The 13,580-nt window shown below is 66.1% G+C and carries 14 protein-coding genes; 2 read left to right on the top strand and 12 right to left on the bottom strand.

All coding sequences use genetic code 11. The features are described from left to right. Positions 1-156: 156 nt before the first annotated feature. Complete coding sequence (locus ACOZ4I_RS11305; RefSeq protein WP_423999569.1) at positions 157-1,107, top strand: MBL fold metallo-hydrolase; 951 nt, start codon at positions 157-159, stop codon at positions 1,105-1,107. Between the two features lie 51 nt (positions 1,108-1,158). Here the strand turns inward: ACOZ4I_RS11305 and ACOZ4I_RS11310 are convergent, their stop codons facing one another. The 11 genes from ACOZ4I_RS11310 to ACOZ4I_RS11360 all read right to left on the bottom strand — a co-directional run bounded on the left by ACOZ4I_RS11310 (position 1,159) and on the right by ACOZ4I_RS11360 (position 11,979). Then, positions 1,159-2,721: an NADH-quinone oxidoreductase subunit N gene (locus ACOZ4I_RS11310; RefSeq protein WP_423999571.1), complete on the bottom strand. Its 1,563-nt coding sequence runs from the start codon at positions 2,719-2,721 to the stop codon at positions 1,159-1,161. Beyond that, complete coding sequence (locus ACOZ4I_RS11315; RefSeq protein ID WP_423999573.1) at positions 2,722-4,257, bottom strand: complex I subunit 4 family protein; 1,536 nt, start codon at positions 4,255-4,257, stop codon at positions 2,722-2,724. It lies immediately after the preceding gene. Continuing rightward, positions 4,258-6,351, bottom strand: coding sequence for an NADH-quinone oxidoreductase subunit L (gene nuoL / locus ACOZ4I_RS11320; protein WP_423999575.1), 2,094 nt, complete (start codon positions 6,349-6,351; stop codon positions 4,258-4,260). Positions 6,352-6,354: 3 nt separating this feature from the next. Beyond that, positions 6,355-6,657 (bottom strand): NADH-quinone oxidoreductase subunit NuoK, encoded by a 303-nt coding sequence (gene nuoK, locus ACOZ4I_RS11325; protein ID WP_162412905.1) that lies wholly within the window; start codon positions 6,655-6,657, stop codon positions 6,355-6,357. Beyond that, positions 6,654-7,073 (bottom strand): NADH-quinone oxidoreductase subunit J, encoded by a 420-nt coding sequence (locus ACOZ4I_RS11330; RefSeq protein WP_423999577.1) that lies wholly within the window; start codon positions 7,071-7,073, stop codon positions 6,654-6,656. The genes nuoK and ACOZ4I_RS11330 overlap by 4 nt, the downstream gene beginning before the upstream one ends. Then, a complete protein-coding gene (locus tag ACOZ4I_RS11335; RefSeq protein ID WP_423999579.1) occupies positions 7,070-7,339 on the bottom strand; it encodes an NADH-quinone oxidoreductase subunit J in 270 nt (89 codons plus the stop codon). Before ACOZ4I_RS11335 ends, ACOZ4I_RS11330 begins: the two co-directional genes overlap by 4 nt. Positions 7,340-7,658: 319 nt before the next feature. Then, the gene (locus ACOZ4I_RS11340; protein ID WP_004518194.1) at positions 7,659-8,120 is read right to left on the bottom strand and encodes a NuoI/complex I 23 kDa subunit family protein; all 462 of its coding nucleotides are present in this window, start codon (positions 8,118-8,120) and stop codon (positions 7,659-7,661) included. A 34-nt stretch (positions 8,121-8,154) separates the two neighbouring features. Then, positions 8,155-9,195: a complex I subunit 1/NuoH family protein gene (locus ACOZ4I_RS11345; protein WP_423999583.1), complete on the bottom strand. Its 1,041-nt coding sequence runs from the start codon at positions 9,193-9,195 to the stop codon at positions 8,155-8,157. Continuing rightward, on the bottom strand, positions 9,195-10,877 hold the full coding sequence (locus ACOZ4I_RS11350) for an NADH-quinone oxidoreductase subunit D (protein ID WP_423999585.1): 1,683 nt from the start codon (positions 10,875-10,877) through the stop codon (positions 9,195-9,197). The genes ACOZ4I_RS11345 and ACOZ4I_RS11350 overlap by 1 nt, the downstream gene beginning before the upstream one ends. A gap of 3 nt (positions 10,878-10,880) precedes the next feature. Beyond that, entirely contained in the window at positions 10,881-11,573 is a 693-nt protein-coding gene (locus ACOZ4I_RS11355) for an NADH-quinone oxidoreductase subunit B (protein WP_162412900.1), read from the bottom strand. Further along, complete coding sequence (locus ACOZ4I_RS11360; RefSeq protein ID WP_423999587.1) at positions 11,566-11,979, bottom strand: NADH-quinone oxidoreductase subunit A; 414 nt, start codon at positions 11,977-11,979, stop codon at positions 11,566-11,568. The genes ACOZ4I_RS11355 and ACOZ4I_RS11360 overlap by 8 nt, the downstream gene beginning before the upstream one ends. 198 nt (positions 11,980-12,177) lie before the next feature. On the opposite strand from ACOZ4I_RS11360, the gene ACOZ4I_RS11365 reads away from it, so the two are divergent. After that, the gene (locus ACOZ4I_RS11365; RefSeq protein ID WP_423999589.1) at positions 12,178-13,125 is read left to right on the top strand and encodes an AAA family ATPase; all 948 of its coding nucleotides are present in this window, start codon (positions 12,178-12,180) and stop codon (positions 13,123-13,125) included. On the opposite strand, the gene ACOZ4I_RS11370 is transcribed toward ACOZ4I_RS11365, so the two are convergent. Next, positions 13,122-13,580, bottom strand: coding sequence for a GtrA family protein (locus tag ACOZ4I_RS11370; protein ID WP_423999591.1), 459 nt, complete (start codon positions 13,578-13,580; stop codon positions 13,122-13,124). The genes ACOZ4I_RS11365 and ACOZ4I_RS11370 overlap by 4 nt on opposite strands.

Raw genomic sequence — 13,580 nt, forward strand, 5'->3', positions numbered from 1 at the left:
TCCCTACGGGAAGGACGAATATATCTCTTGTGCCCGACGAATAATACTCAGGTGCATGACATCCATCTCCAAGTCGGCCTGCAGATGGTACCGAGTCGTCCGCAAGCGCTCGTATCGGGGTGAACTGTTTTCAGCGGGCGGGCAGTACGGAGAGACATGTTCACGCGGGTGTCGATACCCACACCCTTCCAGGTTGGTCCGGTCAACGCGTACGTCGCGGGTCGAACGATCGTCGATCCCGGGCCAGACAGCGAGGAGGCGTGGTCACGACTGATCGAGGCGCTCGAGGCCCGTGAACTCGCGCCCGCCGACATCGAACAGATCGTAGTCACGCACCCGCACCCGGACCACTTCGGACTGGCGAAGCGCTTCGCTAGTGAGGGCGCGCGCATCCTCGCCAGCCCGCCGGCCGCGCGCATCATGGCAGACTTCGGGGCGCAACTCGACGCCGAGCAGTCGTACTTCGTCGACTTCTTCGAGCGCTGTGGGACTTCCGCCGAGACTGCCGCGACGGTCACGCAGCTCCCGGAGGCGTTTCTGGCCTACGCCCAGAGCGTCGATACCGACCGCGAACTGACGGCCGGTGACACGGTGACGGTCGACGACCGAGCGCTCACCGTCGACAGCGTCGAGGGCCACGCCGCCGGCGAACTGATCTTCACCTACGAGGACGCAGGGCGGCGGGTAGCGCTCGTCGGCGACAACGTCCTCGGCGACATCACCCCGAATCCGTTTCTCCAGGCCCCGCCGGAACGGGGTGGGGAGCGCCCCCGCGTGCTCCCGGCGTTCAACGATTCCCTGCGATGGCTCCGCGAGCAGGGCCACGACCGCTTTCTCACCGGTCACCGCGAGCCCGTCGAGTCCCCGCGCGAGCGCATCGACGCCATCCTCGACGAACACGACCAGCGAACCGAGGAGGTCGCTGACATCGTCGCTGGCGGGGCGACGACGCCCGTCGACGTGATGACGGCGCTGTTCGGCGACCTGCCGGCGACCGAGTACTTCGCCGGACTGAGCGAGGCCGTCGGCCACCTGGACGTCCTCGAAGCCGACGGCCGCGTCGAGCAGCGCGAGACCGGCGGCGTGCTGGTCTACGAGTCGCGCTAATCGGATAGCTCAGTCGAGAACAGACGGAATCGAAGGCCGGAAATCAGTCGTCTACAGCAACTGTGCGGCCTGGAAGGCAATCTCCGAGACCTGGTTGAAGCCGGGGACGAGCAGGAACGTCACGATCGCCGCCCCGACGACGGCCGTGTACAGCCCCATCGGGTACGAGTCGATGGAGCGCTCGCCGGTCGGCTCCTCGATCCACATCGCCTTGACGACGCGGGAGTAGTAGAACAGGCTCAGCGCGCTGTTGATGATGAGCGCGGCGGCCAGCGACCACGCGCCGACGTTGAGCGTCGCCTGGAACAGGTAGAACTTCGAGAAGAACCCGCCGCCGATGGGCAGGCCGGCGAGGCTGAACAGGAACACCGTCATCGCCGCGCAGGCGACCGGTGCCTGTCGGCCGAGGCCGTTGTAGTCCTCGAAGCGGCGGCCGACGCCCCAGTACTCGGCCAGCGCGATGAACAGGAACGCGCCCGTGTTCATGAAGCCGTAGACCAGCAGGTGGGACATCCCGGCACTGATACTGAAGCTCAGCCCCTCACCGGACGCCGACACCGCGGCGAGACCGATGAGCACGTAGCCGGCGTGACCGACGCTGGAGTAGGCCAGCATCCGCTTGACCTTCTCCTGGGTGGCCGCGGCGAAGTTCCCGATGAACATCGTCGCGATGGCGAGGATCTGGAACGCCACGACCCAGTTGATCGCCCCGCCGGTGGCGAGCAGGTCGCCGATCGGGAAGGCAACGGCGAAGACGCGGAACGCCAGCACGAAGCCGGCGGCCTTCGACGCCGACGAGAGGAAGCCCGAGATGGGCGCGGGCGCGCCCTCGTAGGCCTCCGGTGCCCAGAAGTGGAACGGCACGGCGGCGGTCTTGAACGCCACGCCGCCGATGACCATCAGGATGCCGACGCCCAGGATGGACATCGGGACCGCGGGCTCGCCGGACTGGGCCTGAACCGACCCATCGACGATGGTCTGGATGGTTCCACTGGAGATGGCCGTCGCGACGCCGTCGAACCGGAGGACGCCGGTCGCGGCGTACACCAGCGAGATGCCGTAGGCCAGCACTGCCGAGGACACCGCGCCGATGAGGAAGTACTTCAGGCCGGCCTCCACGCTGCCCCGGTTTCGCTTGAGGAACGCGACGAGCGCGTAGGATGGCAGCGACACCAGTTCGAGGGCGACGAACGCCGTCGCGAGGCTGTTGGCCGCGCTCAGGAGGCTCATCCCGGTCGCCGACAGCAGCACCAGCGCGAAGAACTCGGCCTGGTAGCTGTGCTCGGAGACGTAGTCGTAGCTCGCGAGCACGACCAGCGCCGTCACGCTGGCGACGATGGTCATGAAGAACAGAGCCATCTGGTCGACGACCAGCTGGCCGCCGAACAGGACCGGCGTCCCCTGGCCGCCCTCGCTCGTCGGGACGCCCGTGCCACCGACGATGAACGCTACAGCCGAGACCAGCGCAGCCAGCGAGCCGACGACGGAGATGCCGGCGAGCACCGGCGTGTTCGTCGTGTCCGGGTCGATGGAGTCAGACAGCAGCAGGACCAGCGAGGCCAGTCCGAGCGCGAGCGCGGGCGCGAGTCCCATCCAGCTCGGTAACTGCGCCATCTATGCACCACCTCCGAGGTCGAGAACCGGGGAAATCGAGTGCTGTATCATGTCATACGAGAGGTCGGGAGCGACGCCGAGGGCGATGACCAGCAGGAGCAACACCGCGAGCGGAGCCACGTCGTGGAACGCGGCCGGACCCACGTCGTAGTCCGTCTCGATGGCGAACGGTCCGAAGAGTGTTCGCTGCATCGCCCACAGCAGGTAGCCGGCCACGACGACGATGCCGAACATCGCGAGTGCGGTCAGCACCGGTGCCGCGCCACCGAGCGTCGCGGCGTCGAACGAGCCGAGGAAGACGAGGTACTCGGCCGCGAAGCCGCTCATCAGCGGCAGGCCCATGTAGCCGAAGGCGGCGGCGACGAAGATGCCGACCGTCCAGGGCATCCGGTCCGCGAGGCCGGACATGTCGCCGACCATGCGCGTGTGCGTCGTGTTGTAGATAACGCCGACGGACATGAACATCAGCCCCGAGATGAGGCCGTGAGAGATCATCTGGAAGGTCGCTCCGCCCATCCCGTGGGGCGTGAACGCGACCAGTCCGAGGATGACGTACCCCATCGACGAGATGGAGGAGTACGCGACGATACGTTTGAGGTCGCGCTGTGCGAGCGCGAGCATCGCGCCGTAGATGACGCTGACGACGCCGACGATGGCCAGCGGCACCGCGAGCTGGCGGGCCGTGTCGGCGAGCATCGTGAAGTTGAACCGCAGCAGGGCGTAGGTCCCCATCTTCAGGAGGACCCCGGCCAGCATGACCGACACCGGCGTCGGGGCCTCGACGTGTGCGTCGGGGAGCCACGTGTGCAGCGGGAAGACTGGCACCTTCACCGCGAAGCCGAAGAACATCATGACGAACGAGAGCGTCATGAGGTTGATCCCGGCGACGGTGGGCAGGCCGCTCGCGGTGCGGAACGCCTCGGCCATCGCAGGCAGGGCCAGCGAGGTGAGGTCAGTGGCGAACACCAGCGCGAACAGGCCGGCGAACATGATCAGCGACGCCACGTTCGTGTACACGAAGAACTTGATCGCGGCGTACTTCCGTCGCGGGCCGCCCCAGACGCCGATGAGCAGGTACATCGGGATGAGCACGCCCTCCCAGAAGACGAACCAGAGGAAGAAATCGAGCGCCGAGAAGACGCCGATGAGGCTCACCTCCATCAGGAGCATCAGCCCGTAGAACTGGGACTGGCGCTCGTCGATGGGTGTCCAGGCGGAGACCAGCGCGAGCGTGGTCAGGATGGTCGTCAGCGCGAGCAGCGGCATGCTGACGCCGTCGAGCCCGACGTAGTACGACACTTCGAGCCCGCCCAGCGAGAGCCACGGGACCTGCTGGCTGAAGGCGATGTCACCCGGCGAGAGCAGGGCGTTGCCCGTACCGCCGTACTGCGTGAGGTACACCCAGTACATGTAGACGCTGATGAGGGCAGGCACGGCGCTGATTCCGGCCGCGAGCCTCCCGGCGTACCGGTTCGGGGCCAGGAAGACGACGCCCGCGCCGAGGAGCGTGATGGCGAGGAGTGCGGCGATCCACATTCAGAACCACCCCCCGACGACGCCGAAGAACGCGAGCAACAGCACGAGCCCGAGCGTCAGCAACATCGCGTAGTTGCTGACGAGGCCCGACTGGATCCGGCGGATGCGGCTTCCGCCGAACAGGCTCACGCTGGAGACGCCGTTGACGACGCCGTCGACGACGCCCTGATCAAACTTGTCCATCGCACGCGCGACCGGGTAGGTGACACCCGTCGCGAGCCACACCTGATACTCGTCCTGGTAGTAGTTGTGCATGAGTACCGTCTTCAGACCGCCGAGTTTGTCCGTGTGCTCGACCGGGTCGGGACCGGCGTAGAGGCTTCGTGCCGCGAGCACGCCGGCGAGCGCGAGGCCCAGCGAGATTCCCGCGGAGGCGAGTAGCGTCGGCGTCTCGCCGAGCGGGTAGCCGGCCGTGACGTGCGCCACGTCGTGGAGGAGCACCTCGTAGCGGTGCAGTCCCGTGTTGAGTGCCGCGGGCCAGCCCCCCTCCTCTGGACCGAGGAGCCACGTGTGTAGGAAGTCGATGTGCGCGCCGGTCAGCTCCGCGACGGGCTTCATGTTGATGAACCCGATCGTCGCGGCGAGGAACCCGAGGACCGACAGCGGGCCCTTGACGTTCCAGCGAACCGGTTCGGGGTCCCGCGCCGTGTCGCTGCGGGCGTTCCCGTGGAAGGTCAGGTAGACCATCCGGAACGTGTAGAAGCCGGTGAAGAACACGGCGAGCAGCCCCATCGCGTACGCGACGAGGTACGCCGTGCCGAGACCGCCCTCGGTCCCGAAGCCGTGGATGAGCGCCTCGTAGAGCACTTCGTCCTTGGACCAGAAGCCGGCGAACGGAACGATGCCGGCGAGCGCGAGCGACCCGGAGAGGAACGTCCAGTAGGTCACCGGCATGCGCTCTTTCAGACCGCCCATGTCCCACATGTTCTCGTTGTGGTGCATGGCGATGATGACCGACCCCGCGCCGAGGAACAGGAGCGCCTTGAACACGGCGTGGGTGGTCAGGTGGAAGACAGCGGCGATGTAGCCACCGGAGCCCAGCGCGAGCATCATGTAGCCGTACTGGGAGATGGTGGAGTACGCGAGGACCTGCTTGATCTCCTGTTTCACGAGCCCCATCGTCGCCGCGAACAGGGCCGTGAAGCCGCCGACGAGCGCGATGACCGCGAGCGCCGTCGGGGAGATGGCGTAGAAGCCGTACATGCGCGCGACGAGGTAGACGCCGGCCGCGACCATCGTCGCTGCGTGGATGAGCGCGGAAACGGGCGTCGGACCTTCCATCGCGTCGGGGAGCCAGGTGTGGAGCGGGAACTGCGCGGACTTCCCGATGACGCCGCCCAGCACGAGCAGGCCGAGAACCGTGAACCAGGCCTGCGCGCTCATGCCGACGGTGTCGAGCATCCCGATGGCTTCCGTCTCGCCGTCCACGACGGCGTGTTCGGCCAGCACCGGGAAGCTCTCGGCGACGACTTCGCCGCCCTGCGTGACGGGCGCGAACAGGCCCGTGCCGAAGGTGGCGAAGATACCGACGACGCCGATGAGGAAGAAGTAGTCACCGAAGCGGGTGACGAGGAACGCCTTCTTCGCGGCGCTCGGCGGCCCCTCCTCGCGGAACCAGAAGCCGATGAGCAGGTACGAACACAGGCCCACCAGCTCGAAGAACATGAACGCCATCAGGAGGTTGTTGGCGACGACGAACCCGAGCATGCTCGCCGTGAACAGGCCGAGGCCGGCGTAGTAGCGCGCCAGTCCGGTCTCGCCCTCGTCGTTCATGTATCCGAGCGAGAAGATGTGCACGAGGAAGGAGATCAGACAGACGATCAGCAGCATGAGCGCCGACAGCGGGTCGAGCAGCAGTCCGAAGCGGAGCTGCAGCGACTCGACGCCCGCGACCCACGTGTAGATGAACTGGTTGTGCGTCTCGCCGCCGGCGACGGTCAGCGCGACCCAGATCGACAGCAGGAGCGATCCGCCCGTCGCGGTGATCCCGGCGAGTGCGCCGCCTTTCGGCATGCGGTCGCCGGCGAACAGCGCCACGAGGAACGATACGAACGGCAGCAAGACGATCGCCGGAGCGTATGTGAATGCAGCCATCTGTTACCACCTCATCGTCGTCGCCTTCGTCACGTCCACGTCGGTGAAGTTGCGGTACAGGACCAGGATGATGCCGATACCGATAGCGACCTCCGCGGCGGCCAGCGCCATCCCAAACAGCGCGAACACCTGACCGGTGAGGTTCCCGTGCTGGAGCGAGAACGCGACGAAGTTGATGTTCGCGGCGTTCAGCATCAGCTCGACGGACATCAGGAAGATGAGCGCGTTCCGCCGGGTGAGGATGCCGAACAGTCCGATACAGAACACCGCCGCCGAGAGCAGCAGGTAGGTCTCTGCGGGGATCACGTGTCGTCACCCCCAGTCTCCTCGGACGGGGCCGGCTCGCCGCCGTCGGCGGCGACGGTCTGCTGGTCGCTCTCGGTCGAGCCGAACGCGAGCGAGACGATCTCGCCGGCGTCTTCGCGGCGCGCGAGCATCACGGCCCCGACGAGCGCCGCCACGAGGACCACGTCGATGATCTCGAACGCGACGAGGAAGCCCTCGCTGGGGACGGCCGATTCGCCCTCGCCCATGATCGCGCTCGGCGCGATGTCGAACATCGCCGCCCCGAGGCTCTTGGTTATCGCCGCGCCCTCGCCGAAGCCCACGGGCGTCGGAAACGAGACGCCCATGAACACGGCACCGAGGACGAGGAACAGGGCGATCGCGGCCAGTCCAGCGACGAAACTCCCCTCCGTGTGCAGTTCGGGTTTGTTGGTCATGGTGTCACCTCGATCACCGACTCGTCCTCGCGGGTCAGCATCACCGCGAAGGTGATGAGGACGAGGACGCCGCCGACGTACACCAGGATCTGCATCGTTGCGACGAACGCCGCCTGGTTCATCACGTAGAACACTGCGACGCTGACCAGTGACACGCCCAGTAACAGCGCCGAGTGCCAGACGTCCCGGACTAACACGACGCCCGCCGCGCTGCCCACTGTCACCAGAGCGAACAGCGCGAACGCGATTGACTCGTACAGTGCCATCTTACTTGGAGACTCTTGCCGGCGGCCCTTTGAAGATTCCTCTTTCGTCTCGCCAGTAGAGCCACTGTTTGCCGGTATGTCCGCTCGTTCGTGGGCCGTCTGTCAGACGAATCGCAGATCTGTCGGATCGTCGAACTGGTTCCGACGGATTCGGGGCGCGAGCGGGGTTCGACACCGTCAGTTTTATTTGCCAACTCTCGGCGGCCCGCGCAGATCACGACTGATTACAGAGCACACTGGGCACCAGAGACAGCACACGCTGGGGAGTCGTCAAACGACTGGATCACGGAACCGAGCCGTGGGAGAAAACGCCGCGCAGTTACTGATAGTCCACTTCGCCGTCGCCCTCGCCGATCCACGCGCCCCGGTCCGGTTCGCGGGACTCGAGCGGGTCGATGTCCTTGTACCACGGCACGTTCTTGAGTTGCTCCTTGTCGTAGGCGAACTCGTCTTTCGTGTCCGCGGTGAACTCGAAGTTCTGGGTCAGCAGGATGGCGTCGGTGGGGCAGACCTCCTCGCACAGTCGGCAGTAGATACACTGGCCGATGTGGAGGTTGTACTGCTCGCCGTTTCGCTGCTCGTCCATCACGATCTGGATCGTGTTGTTCGGACAGACGTTCTCGCACTGCCGACACCAGATACACCGCTCCTGGCTCCACTTGTGGACGCCGCGGAAGCGGGGACTCACCTCGGGGGCCACGTCCGGGTACTCCACCGTGAACGTCTCCCCGTCGAGGGCGTGTTTCATCGTCGTCGCCATGGATTTCAGAATTCCGATCATGACAGGTCACCTCCGATCGCTCGCGTGCGGGACATCAGGCGATCACCCCGACGATGACCGCGGTCAGCAGCAGATTCGCCAGCGAGAGCACCAGCATACCCTTCCAGCCGATCTCGATGAGCTGGTCGATCCGAACGCGGGGGACCGCCGAGCGGGCCCACTGCGTGAACAGGAAGACGCCCCAGATCTTGATCATGAACCACACGATTCCCGGCAGGACCGGACCGGCCGGGCCGCCGAGGAAGATGGTGGCGATGATCGCGCCGCCGAGGAAGATGTGGATGAACTCACCGAGGTAGACGAGCACGAAGTACACCGAGGAGTACTCGGTCTGGTACCCGGCGACGATCTCGGTCGGCGCTTCCGGGATGTCGAAGGGGTTGCGGCCGACCTCCGCGAGGTTCGCGATGAGAAACAGCACGAACGCGAAGGGGTTCACGAAGGCGTACCACGAGGGCAGCGGCCCGATCAGCGACTGCTGCTGGGCCGCGACGATCTCGCTCATCTGGAGCGAGCCGGCGAAGATGACGACCGACGCGCCGGTCAGGATGAGCGGGATCTCGTAGGCGAGGTTCTGTGCGACGGCGCGCAGGCCGCCGAGGAACGAGTACTTGTTGTTCGACGCGTAGCCGGCCATCACGAGGCCGACGGAGGCCATCGAGGCCGTCGCGAACACGTAGGCCAGGCCGACCTCGGGGTCGGCGAGCTGGATACCGTTGCCCATCGGGATCACGGCGAACCCGAGCAGGGCGGTGCTCGCGATGACCAGCGGCGCGAGGTCCCACGCCGGCCGGTCGACGCCCTCGGGAACGATGAGCTCCTTCGAGAGCAGACGGACGGCGTCGGCCACGATGATGAACAGACCGAACGGGCCGATTCGGTTGACCGCGATGCGGTCGGTGAACGCGGCGGTGATCTTCCGCTTGGCCCACGGACCGGCCAGGGCCGTGTTCGTCATCATGAGCGTCCCGATCAGCGCCGCACCGATCAGGCTCATCACGATCATCACCGGCGTGCTGTTGGGGTCGAGCCCCAGGAGGTTCGCGAGCGTCTCCGGCAGCGGAGCCGACTGCATCAGCGGTCCACCTCCCCGAGCACGATGTCGAGGCTGCCGAGCGACGCGATCATGTCAGGGATGTACTCGCCCTGGGACATCTCCGGCAGCGTCTGCAGGTTCGAGAAGCACGGGCTGCGGATCTTGAAGCGGGCGGGCTTGTCGGTCCCGTCCGAGCGGATGTAGATGCCGAGTTCGCCCTTTGCGGCCTCGACCGCGCGGTAGATCTCCTTGTCGGGGTCGGGACGGAGCGTCCGCGGCACGTTGGCCTGGATCTCGCGGTCGTCCTCGGGCCAGTCTTCCAGCAGGTCGACACACTGGGAGATGATCCGGGCGGACTCCTCGACCTCGCGCATGCGCACCAGGACGCGCGAGAAGTTGTCGCCGCCCTGTTCCGTGACGACGTTCCAGTCGAGTTCGTCGTAGTAGCCGTAGGGGTCGTCCCGGCGGAGGTCGTAGTCGACGCCCGAACCGCGGGCGACCGGGCCGGTCGCGCCGTACTGCTTGACCTGGTCCGGCGAGAGGACGCCGGTGTCGACACACCGCATCTGGAAGACCTCGTTTCCGGTGACGAGGTCGTGGTACTCTTCGAGCTTGTGCGGGAGCCCGTCGAGGAAGTCCCGGACCTTCTCGAAGTACTCCTCGCGGGGCTCCGGGAGGTCCCAGGCGACTCCGCCCAGCCGGAGGTAGTTGAACATCAGGCGCTGGCCAGTCAGGTCCTCAAGCAGGTTCTGGACGATCTCGCGGTCGCGGATGCCGTACTGGAAAACGGCGGTGAAGTCGCCGAACACGTCCAGCGCGAACGTCGCCAGCGCGAGCATGTGCGCGGCGATCCGGCACATCTCGGCGGACATCGTCCGGATGATCTGGGCGTACTCCGGGACCTCGATGTCCGCGAGGTCCTCGGCGGCGCGCGCGTAGGCCCATTCGTTGAGGATGCCGGCCGAGATGTAGTCCCACCGGTCGGGGTAGGGCATGATCTGGTGGCGGTACGTGCCCTGCTGGCACATCTGCTCCTCACAGCGGTGCAGGTAGCCGATGTCCGGCTCGAGGCTGGCGATCTGCTCGCCGTCCAGCACCGTCTCGACGTGGAGGACGCCGTGGGTCGCCGGGTGGTGGGGACCGATGTTGACGAACATCGTGTCCGGGTCGTCCTCGCTGCGGTGGTCGTCCTGCAGCGGGTTGGCGTTCTCCCGGAGCGGGACGATCTGTGGCTGGTCCTGGTTGTAGTCCTGGCTCAGCGGGTGTCCCTGCCACGTCTCGGGCAGGAGGATACGCCGAAGGTCAGGGTGGTCGTCGTAGTTGATGCCGACCAGATCGTACGCCTCTCGCTCGTGCCAGTCGGCGGTGTCGAAGACGCGCGCGGCCGACTGGTTGTGCGGATCATCCTTCGGCGAGGGGACGACCACCGACAGTTCCTGCGTGGGATCGGCGTACTTGCGCAGGTGGTAGATCGACTCGTAGCGGTCGTCGTACTCCTGTGCCGTGACGCAGCTCAGGTGGTCGAAACCGGCCTCCTGTCGCAGCGTCGAGAGGACGTCCTGCACTTCGTCCGGGCGGATGACGAACCCTTCGGCGTTGACGTGTTCCTCGCGGTCGAGGACGTGTCCGCCGAGCAGGTCCGCGAGCGCGTCGTAGTCCAGCCCGTCCTCCGTCGCGCCCACGTCGAGTTCCGTGTCGCGTGTTGGTTTCTCTAGACTCATGGATCAGGGGGAATCGTTCCAGTTGTACCGCATCACGAGGTCGTCCTCGTCGATCTCGCTCGCGAGCTTGTCCACGAGCTCGTCCTGTTCGAGATCGCCGAACTGCTCCAGTTCGTAGGGCTTGACCGTCACCGGCGAGGACTCGCCGTTGGCGACGCGCTCCTGGAGCTTGGCGACGCCGTAGATCAGCGCTTCCGGGCGCGGCGGGCAGCCCGGGACGTGGATGTCAACCGGGATGACCTCCTCCGCGCCCTTGATGACGTTGTACCCCTCCTGGAACGGGCCCCCGGAGATGGTACACGACCCCATCGAGACGACGAACTTGGGCTCGGGCATCTGGTCGTAGACCCGCTTCATCCGCGGGGCGAACTTCGAGACGATAGTCCCCGGGACGATGATCACGTCGGCCTGGCGCGGGGAGGCGCGCGGAACCCCAGCGCCGAAGCGGTCGAGGTCGTGTTTGATCGCGTAGGTGTGGATCATCTCGATGCTGCAACAGGCGATCCCGAACTGCAGCATGAACATCGAGGAGCCCCGGACCCAGTTCATGAACTTGTCGAACTTGGTCAGGATGAACGGCGTCGACCCGAACGCTTCGCGCAGCGTCGAGTTGAAGCGGTCGTCGGCCCCGTCACCCATGCGGGCCTCCTGTGTCGATACGTCTTCGACGGCCGGTGGTGTCTGGTCACTACTCATACGTGTCTGCCCCCTTCGTGGCGCGCGGACTGCGCACCCACTGGACTGCGCCGTTTCGCCAGGCCCACCCCAGTCCGACGACGAGCACACCGATGAATACGACCATCGGCAGGAGCACTTTCGTCATCCCGACTTCGGCGACGGCGTCGCGATAGATGACCGTCCACGGGAAGATGAGGACGGTCTCGATGTCGAAGACGACGAACAGCAGCGCGACCATGTAGTACTGGATATTGAACTTGATCTGCTGGCTGCTGCCTGTCGGCACTTCGCCGGACTCGTAGGTGGCGCGTTTACCTTGTTCCGGCACGCTGGGCCGCAAGAGGCTCGAAACTGCCATCATACTGATCGGGATGGCAACTGCCACGACCGCGAGCGCGCCGATGGCGATCCATGGATTACTCATTCCGGTATCTCCTATCGTCTGCCGGTTAGAAGTACTCGCATATAAGGGTTCATTGTTCGGTTTTCCCGCCCCTCGGGGTCGTATAAGGGCCGACACCGCGGTCGGCGCTGTCGGCGTCTTCCCGAAGGGCTACGCGGGGCCGTAATCGGCGACCGAGCCTCTCGATACGCATTTACCGGGCCCGGGACATGACAGGTTATGGACGCTACCGAGGCAAGCGAGGTGTCGAGTCGTGTGCTCGACGAGATCGGCAGCGCAGTCGTCGCCGACAGGGGTTTCTTCGAGACGGTGCTGCTGGGCGTCGTCGGGAAGGGACACGTCCTGCTGGAGGACGTTCCCGGAACGGGCAAGACGCTGACGGCCCGCAGCGTGGCGACCGCGCTCGGGTTGTCGTTCTCGCGCATCCAGTTCACGCCGGACCTGCTCCCGGCCGACATTACCGGGACGCACGTCTTCAACGAACAGTCGCGCGACTTCGAGTTCACCGAGGGCCCGGTGTTCGCGAACGTCGTGCTGGCCGACGAGATCAACCGCGCGCCGCCGAAGACCCAGTCCGCGCTCCTGGAGGCGATGGAGGAGGGGCAGGTCACCGTCGACGGCGACACGTACGACCTGCCGACGCCCTTCTTCGTCATCGCGACGCAGAACCCCGTCGACATGGAGGGGACGTTCGAACTCCCCGAGGCCCAGGTCGACCGGTTCCTCGCGAAGACCTCGCTGGGCTACCCGGACGACGAGGGCGAGGTCGAACTCCTCCGGCGTCGGGCCGGGCGGACGACCCAGAGCCCGACCGTGGAGTCGGTGCTTGACGAAGAGTCGGTACAGGCGCTCCGGGCCGTCCCGGAGTCGATCACCGTCGACGACGACCTGCTACAGTACATGGCCGACCTCGTGCGTGCGACGCGCGAGGATCACCGAGTGGATGTCGGCGTCTCACCACGGGGAACCCAGCGGCTGTTCGAGGCCGCCCGCGCGATGGCCGCCATCGCCGGCCGGGAATACGTGGCCCCCGACGATATCAAGCGCGTGGCCCAGCCGGCGCTGGCCCACCGACTCGTCCTGACGCCGGACGCCCGCGTCGAACAGGTCGACAAGCGGGCCGTGATACGCACCGTCCTCGACGAGGTCCCCGTCCCGACCGTTTAGCCCCACGTCCAGTAGGCGTCGAGGGCGTAGCGGTAGACCCCGGTCAGGGCGATTGCCCCCGCGTTCGCGAGCAGGATCTCCGAGCTCTGCCAGGTGGTGGCCGTCCCGCTGCTGGCGAGGACGTACGCCACGGCCCCCGACGTGACGAAGACGTAGAGGATGCCGAGCTGTATCAGGAGCGCCGAGACGCGGACGAGATTGGTCTTGCCCATCCCGACGAGGTACTCCCTGAGTGTCGAGTGAGCCGAGCGGTGGAACGTCCAGGCGTTGTTGAGCACGTACTGGAGGAGGATCGTGATCTCGATGGCGATGGCCCCGGCGACGAGGTAGTGAAGCTCGGCGAGCGCGACGAAGAGCCACAGCAGCGCGGTCTGGACGAGCGCGGCCAGCAGGCCGACGAGGAAAAACCGAACGAGTTGCTGTCGCCGTGCCGGCGTGACGACAGCTGACGCCAT

Source organism: Haloarcula salina (assembly GCF_049603855.1).
Classification (GTDB): Archaea; Halobacteriota; Halobacteria; order Halobacteriales; family Haloarculaceae; genus Haloarcula; species Haloarcula salina_A.